We start from the raw sequence: 22,834 nt of genomic DNA on the forward strand, positions 1-22,834 counted from the left end.
CGAATATGAAAGGATATCACATGAGGGCTGGTGCAGTATTCGTCGTGGCCTTGCTAGCCTCACCTGCAGCCGCCGAAGACCAACCGCTCTGCGGAACCTCCGGTCAGGGAGACTGGCCGCGCATCCAGGAGATTTTCACCGGCGACTGGCTGATCGAGCATCAGGCGGGCTATGCCGCGATGGGCGGCATGATCCTGCCATTTCCCGGCGATGGCGAGGTCGAGACCATCACCATCTGGCAATTGGGCGACACGCTTCAGGCGACCCATCCCGAGCAGCAGGCGCCGCTGGTCCTGAGGCTTGCGGAGGAGCCCCGGTGGACTGTCGACACCGACAACCCCTCGATCCCCGAGCCGTTGTTGAGCCCCGATGAGGTCGCGTTGACGGCGGGTTGCTCGCAACTCGACCTGCCAAGGCTGATCGGAACCACCACTGCAGTCGTCGACGGCGTCCAGATGAACTTCACCTACCGCATGATGGCGATGGACTGGTCGACGCTCTATGGCGTCATGGAAATCGATTCGGTCGTCCACGGCACCCCGGTCGAGGCCCGTCGGACAGTGTGGATGCGCGCCGCGGGGCGCTGAGCGGTGGTTTGGGCTCCAGCAAGACTTCCACATGCCATGCTGGAGGCTGCCGGCATGAGCGACGACGGCATCCTGCATTTCAACCCGTGGATGGACTTCAATGACGGGCCACCGTCCGAGAACCCCTTCGGCTGCGACCCCGAGCCCGGGCAGATCGCCGTCTTCCTCGACACCGTGTTCAGCTGGTGCGAGGGGCTGATCCCGCTCCGCGGCTTCGTCGACAAGGGTCAGGGCCGGGACGGCAAGCCGCACAACATCTGGATCACGGCCGACGACACTGCGCCGGGAAAGCTCGCGACCTTCTGGGACGATGTTGCCAGCTTCGATGGCCGCCCATGGCGTGGCGCGGTGGACATCGTCACTGCGGGATATCCGTGCCAGCCTTTTTCGGTCGCGGGCAAGCGCCGGGGCGCGGACGACCCGCGCCACCTCTGGCCGCATGTCGCCCGCATCATCAATGAAGTCGAGCCGCCCTTCGTCTTCCTCGAGAATGTCGCCCATCATCTCCGCCTCGGCTTCCCCGAAGTCGCCAGCGGACTGGTCGGCATGGGCTACCGCCTTGCGGCAGGCCTCTTCACGGCGGCGGAAGTCGGGGCGCCCCATCGGCGCGAGCGGCTGTTCATCCTCGCCATCCGCGAGGGCGACGAGCTGGCCGACCCCGCGCGCCTGCTCTGGAACCCGATCGAGTGGCGGCAACCGGACGGAACTGCTGCGGCTCTGGCCGACGCCGAGGGCCAGCGCCAACGAGAACCGGCAGACGAAACCGACGCCATCGCAGGAAGCGGGGCAGCATGGAATGAACCTCGCGACGACAGCCGCGATGTGGCCGACGCCGCAGACCGACAGCTTCCGCAGCCGGGGTGGCGACAGGCGCGACGAGAAGGGTCTGGACCGGATGGCGCGGGACTGGCCGACGCCGATGGCGAACGACGGGTGCAAGCCGAGCGCGGGCAATCGCAAGACGGCCGATCTGACCCATGCCAGCCGCATGTGGATGACGCCGACGGCACGGGACCACAAGGACGGGGCGACCAGTCTTGCCAACACCCCGGTCAACGGGCTCCTTGGCCGCCGTGTCCTGGTGACGCCGATGGCTGGGAGCGATACCTCCGAGCCGCGCCGGACGCTGAACCCGCTGTTCGTCGAGGCGCTGATGGGCTGGCCCACCGGGTGGACCGGCTTCGCCTCTGTGGAAACGGCGTGGTGCCTCTGGTTGCGGCGCATGCGCTGCGAACTCTCGCAGCTCAGTTGCTGGCCGATCCTCGCCGCCTGGGGCGCGCTGGGCGGGGCGACCAATGCCCTGACCACGCGCATGCGGCTGCGCGACGCGCTGCGCCACATCCTGCTCGGCGGGCTGATCGCGGCCGGAATGGGCAGCTTCTCGATGGCGCTCGTCACCGCGTGGCTCGCCCTGCCGCCGCAGGCGATCCCTGCGGGTGGGGCGGCAGGCTCGGCCGCCTATCTCGTGGGCGTCTTCGGCCCCGCCTTCATCGAACTCTTCCTCGCCCGGCTGCGTGGCGCGAAGGGAGGGGCCGACGATGAATGACCTTCTCCGCCGCGCGCGCGCCCTTCGCTGCGAGCCGGGCGATCCCGGTCTGGCATTCGCCCACCGCCTGCGCATCGGCCTCGCCATCGCCGCGCTGATCCTCGTCCTCTCACTTCTCCGGTAATCCCATGCACATGACCGACCGGGGCCTCCTGGCCCTCGTCCGGCACGAAGGAATCGTGCCCGGACCCTATCTCGATGTGAAACAGGTCTGGACCTTCGGCATCGGCCACACGGCCGCCGCCGGTCCACCCGATCCGGCGCAAATGCCGCGCGGCATGCCCGCCGATCTGGATACGGGGATCCGCGAGGCTTTCCGGCTCTTCCGCGCAGACCTCGCCGCCTACGAGGCCGAGGTGCGACGCGCCGTGAAGGTGCCGCTAGAACCACATGCGTTCGATGCGCTGGTCTCCTTCCACTACAACACCGGCGCCATCGCCGGGGCCACGCTGACGAAGGCGCTCAACGCCGGAAATCGCGTTGCAGCCGCCGACGCGTTTCTGAACTGGCGGCGGCCGGCCTCGATCATCCCGCGCCGCGAGGTCGAGCGCGACCTCTTCCGCCACGGACGCTATCCCGGCGGGACGATCCCGGTCTGGTCCGTGGACCGCGGGGGCCGTGTCGACTTCTCTCGCCCTGTTCGCCGCCTGACTGAGGCCGAGGCGCTGGACCTGCTGCGACCGACGCCTGCGCTGCTGCCGTCTGTCCCCGAGCCTGCGCCCGACGCACCTGCAAGCTGGCTCGCCCGGCTGACGCTCGCCGCAGCCATCAGCTGCATCGGCATCGGCTTCCAGCGCGGCACGCACACCCGCTGGCAGCTGGTCACGAACGACGGGACTGGCGCGCCGACGCTCACCGACATGGGTGCGAGTTTCGCCATCGCCACGGGAGGCGTGCTGACCCTGTTCATCGCCGCCCCGCCGAACGGCAGCTCCGTCTGGGTGCGCGTCGTCGACGAAGTTTCGGGCGCGGTCTTCGAGCAGGAGATCACCGCCGATCTGCCCGCCGCGACCCAGTTCTTGTCGCCGAGGCTGTTCATGAACACCGGAGCAACGGCCGCCGCCGTCGCCTTCGACTGCGCCGGGGGCTATGTCGAGACGGACTTTTGATTTGTAGGCAGAGACTGCCGGTCCGATTCACGGCTGCAAAGAGCGGAATGGATTCGCTGCAAAAGATGATGGCAGGTGCTGGCGCGTCTGTGGTGCGCGCGCCCGATCGAGGCTGGCATTGGGGTCGAAAGGCGCCGAGGCGCCCGAGATCAGCGGATTGCGGACCTCGCATCTTGACAGACATGCTTCCGTCAATCATATATATGTAATTACTCACTCACTTATCAACGTCCATGCGAAAGCCAGCAGAGCGGCGCAAGGCCGAGATTGTCACCGTCGTTCTCGCTCTGGCCGACAGGATCGGGCCGGACCGGGTGACGACCGGGGCGGTGGCTACGGCAATCGGGGTGACGCAGGCGGCGTTGTTCCGGCATTTTCCCACCAAGGCCGCGCTGTGGCAGGCCGTTGCCGAACATGTCGCCGAAGGGCTGGCAGCGGCTTGGGAGGACGCCCTCAGCCGCGACGATGGGCCGATTGACCGGCTGCGCGCGCTGATCGCGGCGCAATTCGCACAGATCGCCGCGACCCCAGCGCTGCCGATGCTACTGTTCTCGCGCGAGCTGAACGTCACCAACGCGGAACTGCGCGCCACGTTTCATGGCTTGCTGACGGCCTTTCGCGGCTTGCTCGCGCGCGAGGTCGGCGCCGGGCAGCAAGCGGGCATTCTGCACGGCGACATCGAGACTGTGGATGCGGCGGTGCTGCTGACCTCGCTGGTGCAGGGGGTGGCGATCCGCTGGGCGCTGGGTGCGCGCGATTTCGACCTGCAGGGTGAGGGGTTGCGGCTGCTCGAGGTGCAATTGCGGCTTCTGGCCGCAGAAAGGGAATAGGCGATGCGGCGCGCCTGGCTTTTCGGATTGCTTGCGGCGCTGGCGATCGCGGCGGGCTTCCTGTTCCTGACCGAAAGGCCGCTGACGGTCACGGTCGCGCAGCCCGAAAGCGATGTGGCCCTGCGCATCTACGGGCTTGGGACGGTGGAGGCGCGCATCCTCAGCCGCGTGGGGTTCGAGGTCGGCGGGGCGTTGACGGCGTTTGCGGTCGATGCCGGCGACCGGGTGGCACCGGGTCAGGAAATGGCCAGCCTGCACGCCGCCGAACAGGAGGCGCGCGTGGCTCGCGCCCGCGCTGCGGTGGCGGCCAATGAGGCCGATCTCGCCAAGGCCGATGCCGCCGTCGTGCGCGCCCGCGCAGTCCTGGCGCAGCGCGAGGCGGCGAACCGCCGCCAGCAGGGGCTGGCGCAGCGCGATGTCACCTCGATCCAGCGCGCCGAGGAGGCGCAGCGCGACGAGGACGTGGCGCGCGCCGATCTGGCGGTAGCCGAGGCCGATGTCGCGGTGATCCGGGCGCAGGGCATGGATGCCGCGGCAGCCCTGCGGCAGGAGGAAACCCTGCTGGCCCATCACCGCCTGATCGCCCCCTATGACGCACTGGTCGTCGCCCGCCATGCCGAGGCGGGAACCGTGGTCAAGGCCGGCGATCCGGTCCTGACCCTGATCGACCCGGCCTCGATCTGGATCGAGGCCTATGTCGACGAGGAACGCGCCGGCCAGCTTTCTCTTGGCCAGCCCGGCACGATCCGCCTGCGCTCGCAGCCCGCGGCCGAGTTTCACGGCACCATTGGCCGCATCGGCATCGAAAGCGATCGCGTGAACGAGGAGCGCCGCGTCTGGCTGACCTGCTCCGATTGCCCGGCCGAGATGTTCCTGGGCGAACAGGCCGAGGTGCGCATTCTGACCGGCACCCGTGCCTCCGCGCTGATGGTGCCCGAACTGGCGATCACCGGCTTTGACGGGCATCGCGGCACGGTCTGGACGGTTGCGGACGGGCGCCTGACCCGCGCGGAACTGACCTTCGGTGCGCGCGATAACCGCGGTCGGGTCGAGGTCACGGCCGGCCTGCCCGAGGGGGCCGCGATCGTCGCCCGGGTGCCGAAGGGCGCGGCCGAGGGCCGGCGCGCACGCATCGCGGAGGCGCCATGAACCTCGCGCTCAAGGACATCCGCCACGGGCTGTTCCGTTTCCTCCTCACTTGCTTCGGGCTCGGGCTGCTGATGACCGTGGTTCTGGCGATGATCGGCATCTACAACGGGCTTGTCGCGGATGCGCTGGCGGTGGTGAAGGCGCCGGCGGCCGATGTCTGGGTGGTCGAGGCCGGCACCAAGGGCCCCTTCGCAGAAGCGTCCAGCATTCCCGCCGATACCCGCGACGCGGTGGCACGGATGCCCGGCGTGGCCGAGGCCGGCGCGGTGAACTACCAGAACGTCGAAACGCCCCATGCCGGGCACACGCTGAGACTCTACGTCGTCGGCTATGAGCCGGGCCGCCCCGGCGGGCCGCTGGCGATCATGCAGGGGCGCGGCATCGGCGCCAGCCATTTCGAACTGGTCGCCGACCGCAAGACCGGGCTGCTTCCCGGCGACACCATAAGGCTGGGGCGCAACCGTTTCACGGTTGTCGGCCTCGTCGAGGGGGCGATGAACTCGGGTGGCGATCCGGCGGTCTATCTGACGCTCTCTGACGCCATGGCGTTGCAGACCGAACTGGATCCGGCAGCCCAGCGGGTGCAGGCGGCGCGTGGGGCAGTTTCCGTCAAGTCGGCCTCCGTCGCCGCGGTCATCGCCCGCATGGCGCCGGGGGCCGATGTCGATCTGCTGACCGCGACCGTGCGCCAGTGGAAGCACCTCGCCGCCATGACCCAAGCGGAACAGGAGGAACTGCTGCTCGCCTCGGTGGTGGACAAGGCGCGCCGCCAGATCGGGCTGTTCCTCGGCATCCTGCTTTCCGTCAGCGCCGTGGTGATCGCGCTGATCATCTACACAATGACCATGGAGAAGCTGAAGCAGATCGCCACCTTGAAACTGATCGGAGCCCCCGACAGGACCATCATCGCGCTGATCGTGCAGCAGGCGCTGATCCTCGGCGCCTCGGGCTGGGCGATCGGCCTGCTGCTCATCCTGACCGTCAAGGACTACTTCCCCCGCCGCGTGGTGCTGGAGCCGTTCAACGTCATGGTCCTTGCCGGCATCATTGCCGCCGTCTGCCTTCTGTCCTCCGCGCTCGGCGTGCGGGCGGCGATGAAGGTCGATCCGGCCACCGCGCTCGGGAGCTGACATGGCGCTTGGCGACACCCTGATCGAGGTTGCGGGCGTGGCCAAGCATTTCGGCGAGGGCGAGACCCGCGTCGATGCCCTGCGCGCCGTCGATCTGACCGTGCGCGCCGGCGAGGTGATCGCGCTGCTTGGCCCCTCCGGTTCCGGCAAGACCACGCTTCTGAACATCATCGGCTGCATCCTTGCTCCCTCCTCGGGAAGGGTGGTGCTGGACGCAGAGCCGGTGTTCGACGGCAGATGGCTGCGGCGCGACTTGCGACGCCTCAGGCTCGACAAGATCGGTTTCATTTTTCAGGCGCACAATCTCCTGCCGTTCCTGACCGCCGAGGAGAATGTCGCCGTCGTCCTCGACCTCGCCAGGCGGCCCGCCGACGAAGCCCGGTCACGGGCGCGTGAATTGCTGGACTATCTCGAGGTCGGTCACCGGGCGAAGGTCAAGCCGGCGCTCTTGTCGGGCGGCGAGGCGCAGCGCGTGGCGATCGCCCGCGCGCTCGCCAACCGGCCCCGCATCATCCTCGCCGACGAGCCGACCGCCGCGCTGGACAGCGCACGCGCCGGGTTGGTGATGGACTTGTTGCGCAAGCTGGCCGTCGAGCAGCAGGCCTGCATCGTCACCGTGACGCATGACGAAAAGATCTTCGACCGTTTCGACCGCCTGATCCACTTGCGCGACGGCCGCCTGGCCGCCGCCTGAGCTTCGGAGGAACCCCATGAGCCGCCGCCCCCTCTCACTGACCATCGCCGCGGCCGTCGCCGTGATCTTCGGCCTCTTGACCATCGTTTCGGGAGGTCGTGCGCTCTTCGGCGGCGTCGACATGGGCGCGGTGGTGCCCTTCGTGCTATGGTTCAACTTCGGCGCCGGGTTCGCCTATGTTCTGGCCGGGATCGGACTCTGGCGCGGCGGGGCTTGGGCGCCGATGCTGGCGCTTGGCATTGCCGTGGCGACGGCGCTAGTCTTCGTCGCCTTCCTCTGGCATGTCCTGACGGGCGGCGCCTGGGAGGCGCGCACCATGGGCGCGATGATCCTGCGCACCTGCATCTGGACCGCCATCGCGGCGCTTGCGTTGCGGGGCAAGAAGCCCACCTGAACGAATCTCGAACCCAGCCAGCACTTGCGCCAGCCCGGAGCCTGACATGAAGCGATCCCTGCCCGTGGACCTGTCGCTGGTCCTCTCGCTCGCCACCGTTCTCGGCATGGCGATGGCCGTGGCCGGACGGTGGCCCGCGCACGAGCTTCTTGGCGCCTTGCTGGCTCCGGGGCTGGCGCTCGTCTATCTGGCGGGCGGGTTTCCGACCGCCTGGCGCGCGGTTTCGGAACTCTGGCGCGAGCATGTGCTCGACATCGACCTACTGATGATCGCCGCCGCAATCGCTGCGGCGGTGGTCGGCGCGCCGTTCGAGGGCGCGGTGCTGCTGACGCTGTTCAGCATCTCCACCACGCTCGAGGAGCGCGCGCTCGGCCGGGCGCGGCGCGCCATCGAGGCGCTGATGGCGCTGCGCCCCGAGACGGCGCTGCGCAGGACTGCGGGCGGCGTCATCGAGGAAGTCGCCGCCGGGCAACTGGCCGTCGGCGACGTGGTGGTGCTGCGGCCCGGCGCCCGGGTGCCCACCGACGGCGTGATCCTCGCCGGTCGCGGCGGCGTCGACGAGGCCAACATCACCGGCGAATCCATGCCCGTCTCGAAAGAGCCGGGCGCGCAGGTATTCGAGGCCACGGTCAACTTGGACGGCGTGATGGAGATGAGCGTCGCCAAGACGGTCGGCGACAGCACCATCGCCCGGATGATCCGGCTGGTGACCGAGGCGCAGGCCGCTCGCGCGCCCTCCGAACGGTTCAGCGAATGGTTCGGCCAGCGCTATACCGTCGTGGTCATGGCCGGGGCAGTGATCGCCTTCGCCGCCTTCTGGGGACTGGGCCGCGACTGGGAGCAAGCGCTTTACCGGGCGGCGACGCTGCTGGTCGCGGCCAGCCCCTGCGCCATCGTCATCTCGGTCCCGGCTGCGATCCTGTCGGCGCTCTCGGCGGCGGCACGCGGCGGCGTGCTCTTCAAGGGCGGCGCCGCGCTGGAAACCCTGGCCGCCGTCGATACCTTCGCCTTCGACAAGACCGGCACCCTGACCAATGGCCGCGCGGAGGTGACGCGGGTGGTGGCGCTCGATGGCGACGAGGCCGGCTTCCTGTCGTTGCTGGCCGGGCTGGAGGCCGGGTCCGAACACCATATCGCCGCCGCCATCGCCCGCGAGGCCGGGGCGCGCGGGCTTCAGGTGGCGAAGGTCGTGGACGCAACGGCGCGGCCCGGGTTCGGCATCCTCGGGCGGGACGAGGACGGCCCCCTCTGGGCCGGCAACCCCTATCTGGCCGAGGAGATGGGCGCCCGGATCGACCGGCACGAGCTTCGCGCGCTGGCGGATACGGCGCAGACCGTGGTCTATCTGGGGCGCGGCCAGAGGGTTCTCGGCGCCGTCTGCGTCGCGGACGAGGCGAGGCCGAGTTCGGCCGCCGCCCTGGCCGCCCTGCGCCGGGGCGGGGTTCGCCGCATCGTGATGATGACCGGGGATCGTCGTCCGGTGGCGCTGCGGATCGGCGGCGAACTGGGGCTTGCGCCAGACGAGATCCATGCCGGGATGCTGCCCGAGGACAAGGTGCGCCAGATTGCCGATCTGACCCGAGACGGCAAGGTCGCCTTCGTCGGCGACGGCGTGAACGACGCGGCGGCGCTCGCCCGCGCCGATGTCGGCATCGCCATGGGCGCCGCCGGCTCGGAGGTCGCGCTTCAGGCCGCCGATGTGGCGCTCTTGTCCGAGGACATGGAGCGGCTGGCCGACGCGCATCGCCTGTCGCGACGCGCTTCCGCCGTCATCCGTCAGGATCTGGTCTTCGCCATCGGTGCCATGCTGGTGCTGGTCACCGGCGGCCTCTTCTTCGACCTGCCGCTGCCCTTGGCGGTGATCGGCCATGAGGGCGGCACGGTGCTGGTGGTGCTGAACGGGCTGCGGCTGCTCTCGGACCCGATCCGCCGGCCGAAGCCGCGGGCTGAGCCGACTGCGGCGCCAGTCATCTCACCACGAGCGGCGACAACGACGCAGTACAGCGGCGATGATCCGACCCGCCCCGAGCCGGTGCGCGAGACCGGGTAGCGGGTCGTCTGGCGCGGTTCAGCCGGGCGCGGCGTCGCCGCCGAACAGGGCGCCGATGGCGCGGGGTCGGATGCCCTCCGCCTCGCGCATCAGAAACAGCGCGTCGAGGCGCAGACGCGCCGCCGGGTCCCCGCCTGCCCGGGGACCCAGCACCATCAGCGCGGTCGCCCAGGCATCGGCCACGGCGCAGCTGCGGGCAAGGACGGTGACCGAGGCGGCGGAAGCCCGCAACGGTGCGCCGTGCCCGGGGTCCATGGTATGCGAGAGGCTCTGCCCCCGAACCTCGACGCGGTGACGGTAGTCGCCGGAAGTCGCGACGGCACAATCCTCGAGCGCGAGGATCGAATGCGCCGCGCGTCGCTCCGGGTCGGGAGCTTCGACCGCGACGGCCCACGGGCTGCCGTCGGGGCGCAGCCCGGTGGCGCGCATCTCGCCGTCGATTCCGGTCAGCGCGGCGGTGATGCCGTGGTCGTGCAGGGTTTCGGTCAGCCGATCGACGCCGTAGCCCTTGGCGATGGCGTTGAGATCGAGCCCAATGGGAGCCCGTTTGCGCACAAGCTGGCCGTCGATATCCAGCACCTCATGCGCGGGGCGCCGGAGCGCGGCCATGACGGCGCGGATCGCCCCAGCCTCGGCCGCCTCGGGTCCGAAACCCCGGGCGCGCACGGCATCGCCCATGCCGATGTCGAAGGCGCCCCCCGAGGCGCGGCCGATCTCCAGCCCCAGCCGCAGCACCTCGGCAAGCCGGGCCGGGATGGCGCACCATTCGTCCAAAGGGGCGCGGTTCAGCCGCATCAGCGCGCTGTCCGGCTTCCGGGTGGACATCTGTGCGTCCACCTCATCGACGGCGGCCTGCAGCGCCGCGCGCAGCGGGTCCGGATCGAAGCCGGGCGCCGCGTGGAACACGGCTTGCCAGCGCGTACCCATGGTCGGGCCGTTGAGTGCGTGGCGGACCGGATCAGAAGACATCTTCGACATAGCGTCCCTCGGCTTTCAGCACCGCCGGCGTCAGCCCCGCCGGGGCAAGGATATCGGTCAATGCAGCCGTCACGCCCTCCGCCATCGCGCGCCCGCCACAAACCATGATGCGGGCGCCCGAGCGGATCATCGTCAGCACCTCGGCCGCCTCATGGCGCAGCGCGTCCTGGACGTAGTACGGGCGCGGCCCGCGCGACGTGGCGGTGGTCAGCCGGGCAAGGCGGCCTTCCCGCTGCCAGCCGGCGAGTTCCTCGGCAAAGAGGAAGTCGCTTTCTCGGGCGCGCAGGCCGAAAAACAGGTGCACCGGTCGGGCAAGGCGGCCTTCCCGCTGCCAGCCGGCGAGTTCCTCGGCAAAGAGGAAGTCGCTTTCTCGGGCGCGCAGGCCGAAAAACAGGTGCACCGGTCGGGCGTGGCGGTTGGCGCGGATCATGCCCGCCAACGGTCCGATTCCGGTGCCGGCGCCGATCAGGATCAGCGGGGCGCGCCCGTGGCCGGAGTGAAACCCGGGGTTGGGGCGGATGAAGGCGCGAATGGTGCTGCCCGGCTCCAGCGCCACCAGCTGCCCCGAACACAGCCCGCCGGGTTGCTTGCGCACGACGATCTCGACAAAGCCGTCGCGGCTGCCTGAGGCCAGCGAATAGAGGCGCGGCACAGCGTCCCCCTCGGGCAGCACCGCCAGCAGGTCGCCGGCCCGGAAGCGTGCGAATCCGCGCCGCATCAGCCGTTGCCAAAACCCCGCGCGCGGCAGGGCAAAACGCAGGATCGCGGTCGGGGCCTGCACCTCCGCGCCGTAGTCGCGCCGCGAGACCAGCGTCAGGGCCTCGGTGGCGGGCTGGGCCGGCTGATGGACCAGTTCCAGCTCGAGGCCGAGTGTCCGCCCGAGCGCGCGGCCCCAGCGGGCGAAATCCTGCGGCGACTGGCGGTCCACCGCGTCAGGCGGCAGAAGTTCCGTCCAGCCCTTCGCGGTCAGCAGCTGCGCGACCTCGTCGGCAAAGGCGCAGAAGGCCGGAAAACTGTGATCGCCGAAGCCCAACACCGCGACCGGTACGCCGGAAAGGGCCGGGGCATGTTCCAGCCGCTCGATGAAACCCTTGGCCGAGGCCGGGGCCATCCCGTCGCCATAGGTGGCGGCAAGGATCAGCAGGCGCTTCGCCGCCCGGTAGCATGCGGGATCGAAGGCGGTCATGGGCGCCACATGGACGGACTGCCCAGCCTCGCTCAGCGCGCGGTGCAGCGTGGCGGCAAAGCCCCAGGTGCTGCCGGCCTCGGAGCCGACGAAGATGACAGTCTCGGCCCGGCCTGCCGAAGCGTTTCTGCGGATGCGCGGGCGTGCCCGCCAGCCTGCCAGCCAGAGGGCAAACCCGCTCACTGCCAGTGCCGGCACCGAAAGCGCCATCAGACCCAGGACGAGACCGATGACCGCCGCGCCGCGCCCGGTATGCAGCATCGTGAAGGTATCCGTGACCCGCGACAATGCCGGAGCATCGGTCCAGGCCAGAACCTCGCCCGTGCCCTGATCGAGATAGCCAGCGCCCCGGTCGGTCTTCAGCGTGAAGGCGTCGGCGGGATCGGTCGGGTCGGGAAAGCTCAGATCGCGCAGCGCGGCCACCGGCAGATCGGCAAGCGCCGCGATATGGTTGGGGGCGATCCCGGTCTGGCCGCTGGTCGTGGCCGGAAAGAGCGGCGCCCGCGCCTGATCAGGCAGCAGTCCGAAGGTCGAGGCCGTCATCCACAGCGCGGTCAGCGCGGAAAGCGCCAGACCCGCCACCGCTATACGCGCCAGTTCGACATGCAGCCGTGCCGCCGGCCCCCCGCGCGCGGGGCCGAACCAGCGGCGCCAGCCGCCCATGCGCCGCGCAATCAAAGCCGCCCCCGAGGCGCACAGCAGCAGCATGACCCCCGCACCCGCCGCCATGACCAGTCGGCCCGTATCGCCCGCGAACAGCTGCCGATGCAGGTTGACCAGCCAGCGTTCGACCGGGTTGGCATCGGCCGACGCTACGCCTTGCCCGGTCGCCGGGTCGATCACCGCCGCCCCGGGCGTGCCATCCTCGAACCACCAGGCCGTGATGCGTCCTGAGGGTGCGCGGCGGATCTGCTCGACCCCCGGATACTCGGCCTGCACGCGGGCGGCGAGGTCGCCCACGCTCAGCCCGGCGGCCGCCCGTGGCGCGGCGAACTGCTCGATCACCGGAAAGACCGACAGCGCCGCGCCGCTCACCGCCAGCAGGGCGACAAGCAGCAGGCCGGCCAGCCCCGGCCAGCGGTGAAGCAAGCGGATCATCGGCCGGCTCCGTCACATGTCGTATTTGAGGCTGGCGACGTAGCGGCGGCCCGGCGTGGGCTTGCCTGCGCCTTGCGTGGTCAGGGGCACCGCCACGTCGTCGGGGCTGTCGCGCATATCCTCGACGGCGGCATCGACATGCAGGACATAGCCCGCGTCAAACAGCGCATCGGCCAGGTCGAGCGTGATTTCCAGCGTCCGGCCCGCGCCGACACTGGCGCCGGTGATGCCGTCGATCTGCGCCGGATCGCCACCGGTGGCGCGATACCAGCCGGCAAGCGAATCGTAGTATTTCGACTTGCCCCCGGCGACCCAGAGCGTGCCTGCATAGCGGCCCGCGGCATCGGTTAGGTAAAGCACCAGATAGGCGCCGTCGCCGCCGTAGTTGTTCAGCGTGGTGGTGAAGGTGACTGGCCGGGCTGCGGCGAGGCCGGGCGCCACGAGGGCCGAGGTCAGTGCAAATGCTGCAATGGCGGATTTCATCTTGTTATCTCCCTTCATTGGGGGTGTCAGTTCACCTGCACTACGGGCGGCTTGCCGTTCTGGAACAGCGGATTGGCGGGTGGGGCGGCCAGCGGGGCGGCCGGTGCGCGCACGTCCTCGCGCCGCCGGTCGCGGCCGCCGTCGCGGTGGCGCAGCTTGACGACGTTCAGCGTGGCGGGGTCGAGCTTGGCCTTGATGCGCCGGCCTTCGGCATCGCGGCCCTCGATCTCCCAGCAGCCGTCATCGGCCTCGATTTCCTCGACGCGCCAGCCAAGGCGGCTCGCGGCCTGCATGGCCGCCTCGCGCGGCTGCCGTGCGGCACGAGGCGCATGGCAGTCATCCTCCGCCAGCGCAGCCGTTGCCGGCAGCGCCGCAAGGCAAGCGGCGGCAATCCACGGGATCCTCATGGTCAGTTCATCCTTTTGAAGTGTGTGTGGGGCGACCTTCCCGATCACCGATCTGAAGGCTGGCGCCCGATTGAAATGGCTCCGCGACAACCGGGCCGCGGAGCACTGGCGGGATCACTTCGTTTTTTCGGGCCTGGTGCCGTCGCTCCAGCGCTCGACCTTGCCGTCGATGACGTCGAGCGTCTGGGGATCGACGATCATCTCCAGGTGATTGCCGCCCTGATCGATGACATTGAGTTCGTAGCAGCCATCGTCGAGCTCCATCTTCGAGATGGACCAGCCAAAATCCTTGGTCAGCTGGATGAGCGATTCCCAGGACTGCATGTTCGCGGTCGGCACGTCGCAATGGGTGTCCGCAAGCGCCGCCCCGGCAGGGATCGCAAGGGCAAGTGCAGCGGCGGTGAGCAGGGTCTTCATGGCGTTTCTCCTCGGTTCGGGTTGCCTGATGTGACCAACCTGGAGGGCGTGACTGACGGGGTGCTGACGCCCGCCGGGAATCTGCTTCAGCTTGCTGTCAGGGCGGCGGGCGAACCGAGGGGAGGTGCCGACGGTGGTACATGAAACGAAAGCGCCCCGCCGGTGTCCGGCGGAGCGCAAGGCTTTGATGAGTCGGGTGCGTGTGCCCCGTCAGTCATGGTTCCCTTCCGGTGGGCCCGACCGTCGTCCATCCCTGTCGCGATAACGGATGCGCATCTCGACCAGATCGAGATTGCCGGGGTCGATCTTGACCCTGATCTGATGGCCTTCGGCGTCGGTGCCCCGGACTTCGTAGCAACCGTCATCGATCTTGATGCCCGAAATCGTCCAGCCCCGCTCCTGCGCCAACGCCATCACCGCCTCGCGCGGTTGCCAGTCGGCCATGGGGACGCGGCAATCGTCGTCGGCCAGTGCCGCGCCCGCTGGCAACACCAGAGCCAGAACCAGCATTGTCAGCGCCTTGCGCATTGGTCACACTCCTCCTTGCCAACTCGTTCGCACCCTGATGGCATGGAAAGCTGACAGCAAACTGAAGCGGCGCCCCGGTTACGGTAAGGCTGCCGTCAGTTGCGGCGGGCAATCCGGAAGCGAGCCGTGAGAGGGAACCACCATGCGCATCCTGCTGATCGAGGACGACACGGTGCTGGGCGCGGCGGTGCGCGACCAGATCACAGCGGATGGTCACAGCGCCGACTGGGTGCATCGGCTCGATGCGGCAAGCGAGCATCTGAGAACCATCCCCTACGACCTGGTGCTGCTGGATCTGATGCTGCCCGACGGGCGTGGCATTCCCTATCTGCGCGCGCTCCGCGGGCGCGGCAATGCCACGCCGGTGATCATCCTCACCGCGCTCCATCAGGTCTCGGACCGCATCGAAGGCCTGAACGCGGGGGCCGACGACTATCTGATCAAGCCCTTCGATCTCGCGGAGCTCACGGCGCGGATCGGCTCGGTCGCGCGCCGCTATGCCGGCAACCCCAACCCGCTGATCCAGCATGGCGATCTGGAAATCGACCTTGCCGCGCGCAGCGTTCATCGCGCCGGCAGGCTCGTGCCGCTGACGGCGCGCGAATGGGCGCTGTTCGAGGCCCTGCTGGGCCATCCCGGCCAACTGTTCTCGAAGGCACAGCTCGAGGACAAGCTTTACGCTTTCGGCGCCGAGGTCGAAAGCAACACCATTGAGGTCCATGTCAGCCGCCTGCGCAAGAAGCTGGGCACCAGCGTCATCGAGACCGAGCGCGGCCTCGGCTATCGGCTGGGTCGCGGATGAGGGCACCCGCAAGCCTGCGGGGCCGGCTGGCGCTCTGGCTGGGGCTGGCGCTGGTGGCGCTGTGGCTGGCAACCGCCCTGCTGACCGCCGGACTGATGCGGCGTGAATTGGACGCGCTGTTCGACTCGGCGCTTCAGGAAAGCGCCGAACGCCTGCTGCCTCTCGCTGTCAACGATGTGCTGGGTCGCGGCCCGGCCGACGAGAATGACGAGGACGATCCACGCATTCTGGGCGTCATCGCTCCGCATGACGAGTTCCTGACCTATGTGTTGCGCGACCCGGCCGGTCGGGTGCTGCTGCAATCGCATGCTGTCGATCCGGCCGGGTTTCCGCCTTGGGACGGGCCGGGGTTTCGCAGCACGGCGACGCTTCGCCTCTACAATATCGCCGCATTGCGAGACACGGTGCGACTGACCGTGGCCGAGCCGCTGGCCCACCGCGCCTGCATCGCGCGCGAGGCGCTGTGGATGTTGCTGCTGCCGCTTCTGGTGGTGGTGCCGCTGGCCTTCGCGGCGATATGGCTGGCGCTGCGGGCGGGACTTGCGCCACTGCAACGCTGGCGCGAGCGGCTGGCGGCGCGTGGCGCGCGGGATCTGTCGCCGGTGTCCGCGGGCGATCTGCCTTCGGAACTCGCCCCGATCGCCGCCACGCTCGATGATGTGCTCTGCCGCCTGTCCGCCGCTTTCGAGGCCGAGCGGAGTTTCGCCGCCAACGCCGCGCATGAGCTGCGCACCCTGCTGGCCGGCGCCATCGCCCGGGCACAGCGTCTTCAGGCCGAGACGGCGGACCCGGCCGCGCGGATGCGCGCGGCCGCGATGGAGGCGGCGCTGAAACGCCTGCTACGGGTCAGCGAGCGCCTGATGCAGCTTGCCCGCGCCGAGGGGGCGAGGCTGCGCCGGGACAGCGCCGCCGATCTGTGCCCCGTGGTGCGGATACTGGTCGAGGAACAGGGCCGCGACGCGGGCGACGAGCGCATCCGCCTTCGCCTGCCCGAAGCGGCGGTTCTGTCCGACCTCGACCCGGATGCGCTGGCCATCATCTTGCGCAACCTGATCGACAACGCACTGCGCCACGGCGATCCGGCAAAACCGGTCGACGTGACGCTCACCTCAGAGGGCATCCTACGTGTGTCCAATGACGGCCTGTCCATCCCTCCCGAAACGCTTGCCCGTCTCGCCACCCGCTTTACCCGCGCCGGCAGCAGCGCCGAAGGCAGCGGCCTCGGCCTCGCCATCGTCGCCACCATCGCCGAGCGCATCGGATCACGCCTGCATCTGACCTCTCCGCGCCCCGGCGCTACAAGCGGCCTCACCGCGGAGATGATGCTGCCCTGCGCTTCCGACTGTGAGGTCGAGAAGCGGGACAATCGTCCCAGCCGTCATAGTGTGAGTTCAAGCGCGTCTTAATTTTGTGAATATAATCAATATATTAATTTGGAGAAGGTTGGATATCAGGCCCACTCCCTCCGCCACTTGCCCTCGCGAAAGCGTGCTCCCGATCCGAAAGCCGCCGGATTTATCCGTTGTTTTCGAGGGTTATATGACGCGGGCTGTTAACCGGCACCGGCACCAAGAGGCCCGGAAGTGTTCTCTCCGGGCCGATATTCTCCGGACCTGTTAACCGCGCCATTCCGGTTAATTTCCGTATCTACCTGTAAACCAAGGGGAAAACCAGACCAGGCGGCTGGAAACCGTTGGCAGGGGCAAATCCCTTCGCCCGCGACTGAAATCGAAACGGCCGGATCAGCCCAGATAGTCCGTTCCGGCCTCACCTTCATATAGTGCCCTGATCGATGTCGCTGCCGCGACCGCGGCGCGCGTCGATGCCTCGGTCATCCTCGCGGCACAGGCGCAGAAGCACGTCACCCACAACGAGGCGCTGCGGATCCTCGACGGGCTCGTCCAGCTCTCAGTGCTCGACCGGAACCTTACAGCGCCGCCCGGCAGCCCTGCGGATGGCGACCGCTACATCGTCGGCTCGGGCGCGACGGGCGACTGGGCGGGGTGGGACCTGAATGTGGCGCTGTGGGCGGACGGCGCGTGGCTGCGTCTGCCTCCGAGGACCGGCTGGCGGACTTGGGTCGAGGATGAAGGACTGCTGCTGGTATACGATGGCGCGGGCTGGATCGGGACCACGCCGGACGTGCTGCAGAACCTCGCGCTGCTCGGGATCGGCACCACGGCCGACGCCTCGAACCCGTTCTCGGCCAAGCTCAATGCGGCGCTCTGGACGGCGAAGACCGTGGCCGAGGGCGGAACGGGCGATCTGTTCTACACCATGAACAAGGAGGCCGCGGGCGACGATCTCGGGCTGACCCTGCAGACCGGCTTCGTCACCAAGGCGCTGGTTGGGCTGTTCGGTTCGGACAGGTTCCGCCCGGCGGTCTCGGCCGACGGCAGCACCTTCTTCGACGGGCTCAGCGTCGACAACGCCACCGGCATCGTCGACCAGCCCCGGCTGCCCCGGTTCAAGGCGTATACCAACTACGACAACTATGTCGGCGTCGGGACCTGGACGAAGATCGGCCTGAACAACACCGACTACAACGACCAGGGCGCCTTCGACGCCAAGAACAACCATTTCGTGGCGCCCGTGGACGGCACCTACCTCTTCGGCGCGACGCTACTCTACAAGGTCAACGCCAGCACGACCGCGCGCATGCGGGGGCGGCTGGTGCTGAACGGGACGACGGAAATCCGCGGCTCGATGGGTGAGACCTCCGCCACCCACGTCTCGCTCGCCACCGCGATCTGGCTGCAGACCATGGTCCCGCTGACGGCCGGCGATACCGTCGAGCTGCAGGGGTATTTCCGGGTCGCGGACGGGTATTTCGCGGCCGATCACACGTCCTTCTGGGGCTGCAAGATCGGCTGAGCGGAGGAAGGAGGATCCGATGAACCCACCCCGATCCGAGGGCTTCGTGCGGATACCCGACGCCGAGTTCGAGGCCATCCTGACCCGCGCGGCCGAAGAAGGCGCGAAACGTGCGCTGGCCGATGTGGGCCTCGACGGCGACGAGGCCGCGCTCGACATCCGCGATCTGCGCTCCTTGGTCGACTGCATCCGGCTGGTGCGCCGCACCGCCATGCAGACCGCCGTCCGCATGATCACCACCGGCGTCATGCTGGCGCTGCTCGCCGGGATCGCGATCAAGCTGAAGATCTTCGGCGGCGGCCCGTAGCCGCGCCCCATCCCCATTCATCAGCCCAACCGCACCCGCCCTCGAGGCGGATTTTTCGTTTTCGGAGGACTCCATGACGAAGACCTTCCACAGCCACTGGCGCGACGTGCCCGAGGGCACCTGGCGCTGGCCGAATTTCTCACCCGCCGAAATCGCCTGTCGGGGCACCGGCAAGCTGCTCGTCAACGAGCCCGCGCTCGACAGGCTGCAGGCGCTGCGCGACCGGCTGGGCAAGCCGCTGATCGTACGCTCGGCCTATCGCAGCCCCGAGCACAACCGCGCGGTGGGTGGAGCCAGGGCGTCGAAGCACATGGACGGCACGGCGTTTGATATCGCCATGGCGAACCACGACCCGGTGGCCTTCGAGGCTGCGGCGCGCGAGGTCGGGTTCCTCGGCTTCGGCTTCTACCCGCGCTCGGGGTTCATCCATGTCGATCTCGGGCCCGCACGTCAGTGGGGCGAGCGCTTCCCGGTCCGGGCGACTGCCTTCGCCGAAGAATCGCCACCAGCGCGCGAGGTTTTGGCCGCCAGCCGCACCATGAAGGGTGGAGGGGCGGCTGGTGTGGCGACGCTGGGTGCCGCGGGTGTTGAGGTGGCGCAGAGCGTCCTCGCCGAGACCCAGACCGCGATCCTGCCGCTCGTGCCGTATCTCGACACCCTGCGCTGGGTGTTCATCGCGATGGCACTCGGTGGCATCGCGGTCACCATCTATGCCCGCCTCGATGACTGGAAGCGGGGCCGGCGGTGATCGCCGGGCTCCTCACCGGGATCGCGGCCAGCCCGTGGGTGCGGGCGGCGCTGCGTCACGGCGTCATCGCAGTCGCGATCCTTCTGTTCCTGCTGTCGCTTCGGCGGTCTGGCGAGCGAGCGGGACGCCTCGCCGAACGCCTTGAAACCATGGAGAAGGCCAATGATGTCCAACGCCGGATGCTGGAAGTGGCGGCTCGCCGTCCTCGCGATCACCACGAGCTTGCTGAACGGCTGCGGGACGGTTCGTTCTGAGGACGGCAGGCTCGCGACGTGCCCGCCCGTGGTCGAGTATGGCCGGGAGTTCGTGGCGCGGGCAGCCGAGGAACTGGCCCGGCTACCGGAGGGATCAATGATCGCGGAAATGCTGAGCGAATACGCTGTCACGCGCGACCAGGCGCGCGCGTGCCACTGAAAACCGGACCGGGCAGTGGCATTGAAGGAAGCGCCAGACGCCTCGACCGCAGGGCACCGCCCGGCCAATCTCAAAGATTCACGATGTAAAAAAGCGGCAGGGCGACGATGGCAGTTGCGGCGCCACATGTCGCGTGCGGAAATGGGCACAAATGTTCACCAAGCGTGAGCCTGTCACACGTTACGGCCGCACGGCGCCATGGTGCCATAGATCGCGATGAATTCAGGTCGAATCGACCTGAATTCATAAGCGCGATCGATTCCAAAGAGATAGAGCAGGATGCGGGCGGAAAACCGCTTCACACTTTTCCTCATCCCGCTCTAGTGCCAGGGAATGTCTGACACACCTGCTGCTTCCGGCATGATCTGGTCGATTTGGACATCCGCGCACGCAAATCGAATTTTTCCTGTCCGCAAGTTTGATCCGTCCGGGGGCGACCTGCGTAATGACGATGGAGGGTACGGATATTGTCCTCTGCGAAACACTACTTGACACAATGGAGAAACGGAATGCTACGCAAGTTTCTGATGGGGGCTGCGGCAACGACCATGCTGGCAGGTGCCGCCATGGCGCAAGATGCGACCTCGGACATTGTTGATACGGCAGTTGCCGCGGGCGATTTCACGACGCTGGTTGCTGCGGTTCAGGCGGCCGGGCTGGTGGACACGCTGAAAGGTGAAGGTCCCTTCACTGTCTTAGCGCCGACGGACGCGGCCTTTGCGGCCCTTCCCGAAGGGACCGTGGACACGCTGCTGAAGCCGGAAAACAAGGATCAACTGGTCTCGATCCTGACCTATCACGTGGTTCCGGGTGCGGTCATGTCTTCGGATCTGACCGAGGGGATGTCGGCAGCCACGGTTCAGGGCGGCGAGGTGACCTTCACGCTTGATGGCGGCGCGAAAGTCAATGACGCCAACATCACCACGGCCGATATCGCGGCCTCGAACGGAGTGATTCATGTCATCGACGCGGTGATCATGCCTCCTGCCAACTGAGGCGAATGGCACAGTTGATCATATGTAAACCAGATAGACTCCGGCTGTATCAGCCGGGGTAGCGTTTTATAGCGATCAGCCGCGGCTGGATTTGGGGATGAACCGGTCGAACATTGCGAGCATGATGATTCCCGCGCCGCAGATCATGGCGATCAGCCAGTCGCCGGCGCCCGCATTGGCCACAATGACGCCGAACAATGCCCAGATGACACCGGCGCGATAGGACCAGACGTGCGGACGGACGAAGGCGACCGCAACAGCCGCAATCAGGACGCAAATGATCAGCGCAATGGCGGCTGTTCGCGGCGGCAATATGCCATATCCCGTCGCCACCACCGACAGGGCGACCCCTGATGCAGCCGTCAGCCAGCCGGTGTATAGCCCGATGGGTGCCCATTCGCGCCAGCCGGGCCCGACCCGCAGCATCGCCATGATCGCAGCCGCCGCCATCACCAGGATCATCGCCGTGGCGATCGATGGGGAACGGAGGGCAGCCTCGATCCAGAACACGCCGATGAACAGGCTGATGCCAAGGGGCCAGGCAGCGCGCCCCCAGCCCGGCATGGTTTCAGGGCGCCAAAGAGCCCATACCGAGGCAAGAATCAGCCCCAAATAGATCAGCCCCCAGATTGAAAAGGCCCATCCAACGGGTTGGGCGGGCCAGCGGTCCACCTGCACGGGAAAGCTTTCCGTGTAAAAGCCGCCAAAGCCATTCGACAGGACGGGCGAAACGGCGAAACCCACAGCCAACAGCAGTATGATGATCCTTGCGTTGCGGTCATTCATTTCAGGTCTCCGATATGGTGGCGCGAAACTGTGCCAAGGCCGCCAGCGCGGCATTGCGCCCCTTGGCCAGCATGGATGGGGGACCGGGGAGCCAAGGTCCGCGGTTCCACGCCGGTGGAATGCTTTGCAGCCAGACCTCAGCCTCTGGGTAAGAGGCACCGTCAAATCCAGCAAGCCAGCGCCGGCGATAATCGCCCTGAGGGTCGTATTGTTCCGCCTGCCTCTCGGGGTTGAAGATGCGGAAATAGGGCGCCGCATCGGGGCCGCAGCCCGCCACCCATTGCCAGTTCATCGCATTGGCGGCCGGGTCCCAATCGGTCAGGCAATCGGCGAAATGCGCCAGCCCCACGCGCCAGTCGATCAGCAGATGCTTGGTCAGCCAGCTTGCAACCACCATGCGCACGCGGTTGTGCATCCGGCCCGTCAACCACATCTGGCGCAATCCGGCATCGACCAGCGCCACCCCGGTTTCCGCCCGCTGCCAGCCGATCAGCTCGGGGGCGTCTTTGCGCCAGGGAAAGCCCTCCCATTCGGGACGGCAGCAGGCAACCGGCATCTGCGGGAACTCGATCAGCAGATGCCGTGAAAAGTCGCGCCAGATCACTTCGGACAGGAACTTGCCGATGCCGGCTGCGTGTTCGGGCGACACCTCGGCCCTCAGCATGGCTCTGGCCCAGACCACGCGTGGACTGATTTCTCCCACCGCAAGATGGTCGGAGAGGCCGGAAGTCGCGTCGAGATCGGGGCGATCACGCCCGCCGGGATAGGCAGAGGCTCGGTCGAGAAAGTCGTCCAGCCGGGCAAGCGCGGCGCCTTCGCCCGCAGGCGGAGCAAACTGCTCCAAGGCGGCGCGGCCACGGTGCAGGTCCGGAGCGAGATCCAATTTCAGTGGATCAAGCCCCTGAAGCGGCTCGGTGCAAGCTGTGATCCGCCGCGGCGCGTCAGCGGCGGGCCGATCGGGGCCGAGCTGCCGCACTGCCCGCGCAAAGGGGGAATAGACCCGATAGGCGCCCCCATTGCCTGTTCGGATCGCCCGGGGGTGCACCAGAAGATGGCCCGGATGCAGGACCAGCTCGGCACCCGCAGGCCGCAGGGCCGCCCGCATGCGGCCTTGCAGCGTCCGCATTTCGGATGTGGGCCAGTCGGACTGGTGCAGCCTGCGCACTCCCAGCCGCTTCATCAACGGTGGCAGGATCTCATCCGCCTCGCCGCGCAGGATCGTGATGCCCTTGCCGCCGGTGCGTTGCCGAAGGGTCGCATCCAGCGATTGCAGCGCGCATCAGCCGCCAGCGGCTGGCCGCGCCCTGCGTCATGGTCAGCCG

25 protein-coding genes and 3 pseudogenes are annotated in these 22,834 nt (G+C 68.1%); 19 read left to right on the forward strand and 9 right to left on the reverse strand.

The features are described 5' to 3' along the window. The first annotated feature begins 5 nt into the window (after window positions 1-5). From PE067_RS03580 to PE067_RS03635, 12 genes and pseudogenes are all read left to right on the forward strand, one after another. On the forward strand, window positions 6-587 hold the full coding sequence (locus PE067_RS03580) for a hypothetical protein (RefSeq protein ID WP_276187877.1): 582 nt from the start codon (window positions 6-8) through the stop codon (window positions 585-587). 90 nt (window positions 588-677) lie between these two features. Next, a pseudogene (locus PE067_RS03585) lies at window positions 678-1,229 on the forward strand (DNA cytosine methyltransferase); the annotation flags it as partial. 154 nt (window positions 1,230-1,383) lie between these two features. Continuing rightward, entirely contained in the window at window positions 1,384-2,133 is a 750-nt protein-coding gene (locus PE067_RS03590; RefSeq protein ID WP_276188316.1) for a hypothetical protein, read from the forward strand. Next, on the forward strand, window positions 2,126-2,257 hold the full coding sequence (locus tag PE067_RS03595) for a hypothetical protein (RefSeq protein ID WP_276187878.1): 132 nt from the start codon (window positions 2,126-2,128) through the stop codon (window positions 2,255-2,257). The genes PE067_RS03590 and PE067_RS03595 overlap by 8 nt, the downstream gene beginning before the upstream one ends. Before the next feature lie 10 nt (window positions 2,258-2,267). Further along, a pseudogene (locus PE067_RS03600) lies at window positions 2,268-2,633 on the forward strand (lysozyme); the annotation flags it as partial. A gap of 318 nt (window positions 2,634-2,951) precedes the next feature. Beyond that, window positions 2,952-3,242, forward strand: a complete 291-nt coding sequence (locus tag PE067_RS03605) for a hypothetical protein (RefSeq protein ID WP_276188290.1) — start codon at window positions 2,952-2,954, stop codon at window positions 3,240-3,242. Window positions 3,243-3,475: 233 nt separating this feature from the next. Further along, a complete protein-coding gene (locus PE067_RS03610; protein ID WP_276187879.1) occupies window positions 3,476-4,072 on the forward strand; it encodes a TetR/AcrR family transcriptional regulator in 597 nt (198 codons plus the stop codon). A gap of 3 nt (window positions 4,073-4,075) precedes the next feature. Then, window positions 4,076-5,221, forward strand: a complete 1,146-nt coding sequence (locus PE067_RS03615) for an efflux RND transporter periplasmic adaptor subunit (RefSeq protein WP_276187880.1) — start codon at window positions 4,076-4,078, stop codon at window positions 5,219-5,221. Beyond that, window positions 5,218-6,351 carry an ABC transporter permease gene (locus PE067_RS03620; RefSeq protein ID WP_276187881.1) on the forward strand — a complete coding sequence of 378 codons (1,134 nt, stop codon included), beginning with the start codon at window positions 5,218-5,220 and terminating at the stop codon, window positions 6,349-6,351. The genes PE067_RS03615 and PE067_RS03620 overlap by 4 nt, the downstream gene beginning before the upstream one ends. Before the next feature lies 1 nt (window position 6,352). Continuing rightward, the gene (locus PE067_RS03625) at window positions 6,353-7,045 is read left to right on the forward strand and encodes an ABC transporter ATP-binding protein (protein WP_276187882.1); all 693 of its coding nucleotides are present in this window, start codon (window positions 6,353-6,355) and stop codon (window positions 7,043-7,045) included. A 16-nt stretch (window positions 7,046-7,061) separates the two neighbouring features. Next, a complete protein-coding gene (locus tag PE067_RS03630) occupies window positions 7,062-7,439 on the forward strand; it encodes a hypothetical protein (RefSeq protein WP_276187883.1) in 378 nt (125 codons plus the stop codon). A gap of 46 nt (window positions 7,440-7,485) precedes the next feature. Further along, window positions 7,486-9,489 carry a cation-translocating P-type ATPase gene (locus PE067_RS03635; RefSeq protein ID WP_276187884.1) on the forward strand — a complete coding sequence of 668 codons (2,004 nt, stop codon included), beginning with the start codon at window positions 7,486-7,488 and terminating at the stop codon, window positions 9,487-9,489. 18 nt (window positions 9,490-9,507) lie between these two features. Here the strand turns inward: PE067_RS03635 and PE067_RS03640 are convergent, their stop codons facing one another. The 6 genes from PE067_RS03640 to PE067_RS03665 all read right to left on the reverse strand — a co-directional run bounded on the left by PE067_RS03640 (window position 9,508) and on the right by PE067_RS03665 (window position 14,586). Next, window positions 9,508-10,467 carry an FAD:protein FMN transferase gene (locus PE067_RS03640; protein WP_276187885.1) on the reverse strand — a complete coding sequence of 320 codons (960 nt, stop codon included), beginning with the start codon at window positions 10,465-10,467 and terminating at the stop codon, window positions 9,508-9,510. Next, window positions 10,448-12,751: a PepSY domain-containing protein gene (locus tag PE067_RS03645; RefSeq protein WP_276187886.1), complete on the reverse strand. Its 2,304-nt coding sequence runs from the start codon at window positions 12,749-12,751 to the stop codon at window positions 10,448-10,450. The genes PE067_RS03640 and PE067_RS03645 overlap by 20 nt, the downstream gene beginning before the upstream one ends. Window positions 12,752-12,763: 12 nt before the next feature. Next, window positions 12,764-13,234, reverse strand: coding sequence for a DUF2271 domain-containing protein (locus PE067_RS03650; RefSeq protein WP_276187887.1), 471 nt, complete (start codon window positions 13,232-13,234; stop codon window positions 12,764-12,766). Between the two features lie 26 nt (window positions 13,235-13,260). Continuing rightward, window positions 13,261-13,641 (reverse strand): PepSY domain-containing protein, encoded by a 381-nt coding sequence (locus PE067_RS03655; RefSeq protein WP_276187888.1) that lies wholly within the window; start codon window positions 13,639-13,641, stop codon window positions 13,261-13,263. A gap of 114 nt (window positions 13,642-13,755) precedes the next feature. Beyond that, window positions 13,756-14,058, reverse strand: coding sequence for a PepSY domain-containing protein (locus PE067_RS03660; RefSeq protein WP_074970975.1), 303 nt, complete (start codon window positions 14,056-14,058; stop codon window positions 13,756-13,758). Window positions 14,059-14,268: 210 nt separating this feature from the next. Then, entirely contained in the window at window positions 14,269-14,586 is a 318-nt protein-coding gene (locus tag PE067_RS03665; protein WP_276187889.1) for a PepSY domain-containing protein, read from the reverse strand. Between the two features lie 142 nt (window positions 14,587-14,728). Here PE067_RS03665 and PE067_RS03670 point away from each other — a divergent pair, with 142 nt between their 5' ends. The 7 genes from PE067_RS03670 (at window position 14,729) to PE067_RS03700 (ending at window position 20,726) form a co-directional block, all read left to right on the forward strand. Continuing rightward, window positions 14,729-15,388: a response regulator transcription factor gene (locus tag PE067_RS03670; RefSeq protein ID WP_276187890.1), complete on the forward strand. Its 660-nt coding sequence runs from the start codon at window positions 14,729-14,731 to the stop codon at window positions 15,386-15,388. Further along, on the forward strand, window positions 15,385-16,794 hold the full coding sequence (locus tag PE067_RS03675) for a HAMP domain-containing sensor histidine kinase (RefSeq protein ID WP_276187891.1): 1,410 nt from the start codon (window positions 15,385-15,387) through the stop codon (window positions 16,792-16,794). Before PE067_RS03670 ends, PE067_RS03675 begins: the two co-directional genes overlap by 4 nt. 427 nt (window positions 16,795-17,221) lie before the next feature. Then, on the forward strand, window positions 17,222-18,262 hold the full coding sequence (locus PE067_RS03680; protein ID WP_276188291.1) for a DUF2793 domain-containing protein: 1,041 nt from the start codon (window positions 17,222-17,224) through the stop codon (window positions 18,260-18,262). Window positions 18,263-18,281: 19 nt separating this feature from the next. After that, on the forward strand, window positions 18,282-18,569 hold the full coding sequence (locus PE067_RS03685; protein WP_276187892.1) for a DUF6127 family protein: 288 nt from the start codon (window positions 18,282-18,284) through the stop codon (window positions 18,567-18,569). Between the two features lie 73 nt (window positions 18,570-18,642). Further along, window positions 18,643-19,317, forward strand: coding sequence for a D-Ala-D-Ala carboxypeptidase family metallohydrolase (locus PE067_RS03690; RefSeq protein ID WP_276187893.1), 675 nt, complete (start codon window positions 18,643-18,645; stop codon window positions 19,315-19,317). Further along, entirely contained in the window at window positions 19,314-19,571 is a 258-nt protein-coding gene (locus tag PE067_RS03695) for a hypothetical protein (protein WP_276187894.1), read from the forward strand. Before PE067_RS03690 ends, PE067_RS03695 begins: the two co-directional genes overlap by 4 nt. Window positions 19,572-20,240: 669 nt before the next feature. Further along, window positions 20,241-20,726 carry a fasciclin domain-containing protein gene (locus tag PE067_RS03700; protein ID WP_062563573.1) on the forward strand — a complete coding sequence of 162 codons (486 nt, stop codon included), beginning with the start codon at window positions 20,241-20,243 and terminating at the stop codon, window positions 20,724-20,726. 75 nt (window positions 20,727-20,801) lie between these two features. Here the strand turns inward: PE067_RS03700 and PE067_RS03705 are convergent, their stop codons facing one another. From PE067_RS03705 to PE067_RS03715, 3 genes and pseudogenes are all read right to left on the reverse strand, one after another. After that, window positions 20,802-21,404, reverse strand: coding sequence for a hypothetical protein (locus PE067_RS03705; protein ID WP_276187895.1), 603 nt, complete (start codon window positions 21,402-21,404; stop codon window positions 20,802-20,804). Window positions 21,405-21,513: 109 nt separating this feature from the next. Further along, entirely contained in the window at window positions 21,514-22,356 is an 843-nt protein-coding gene (locus PE067_RS03710; protein WP_276187896.1) for an FAD-binding domain-containing protein, read from the reverse strand. A gap of 180 nt (window positions 22,357-22,536) precedes the next feature. Further along, a pseudogene (locus PE067_RS03715) lies at window positions 22,537-22,785 on the reverse strand (deoxyribodipyrimidine photo-lyase); the annotation flags it as partial. Between the last annotated feature and the right edge of the window lie 49 nt (window positions 22,786-22,834).

This window comes from Paracoccus sp. DMF-8 (genome assembly GCF_029309835.1).
In the GTDB taxonomy this organism is placed as follows: Bacteria; Pseudomonadota; Alphaproteobacteria; order Rhodobacterales; family Rhodobacteraceae; genus Paracoccus.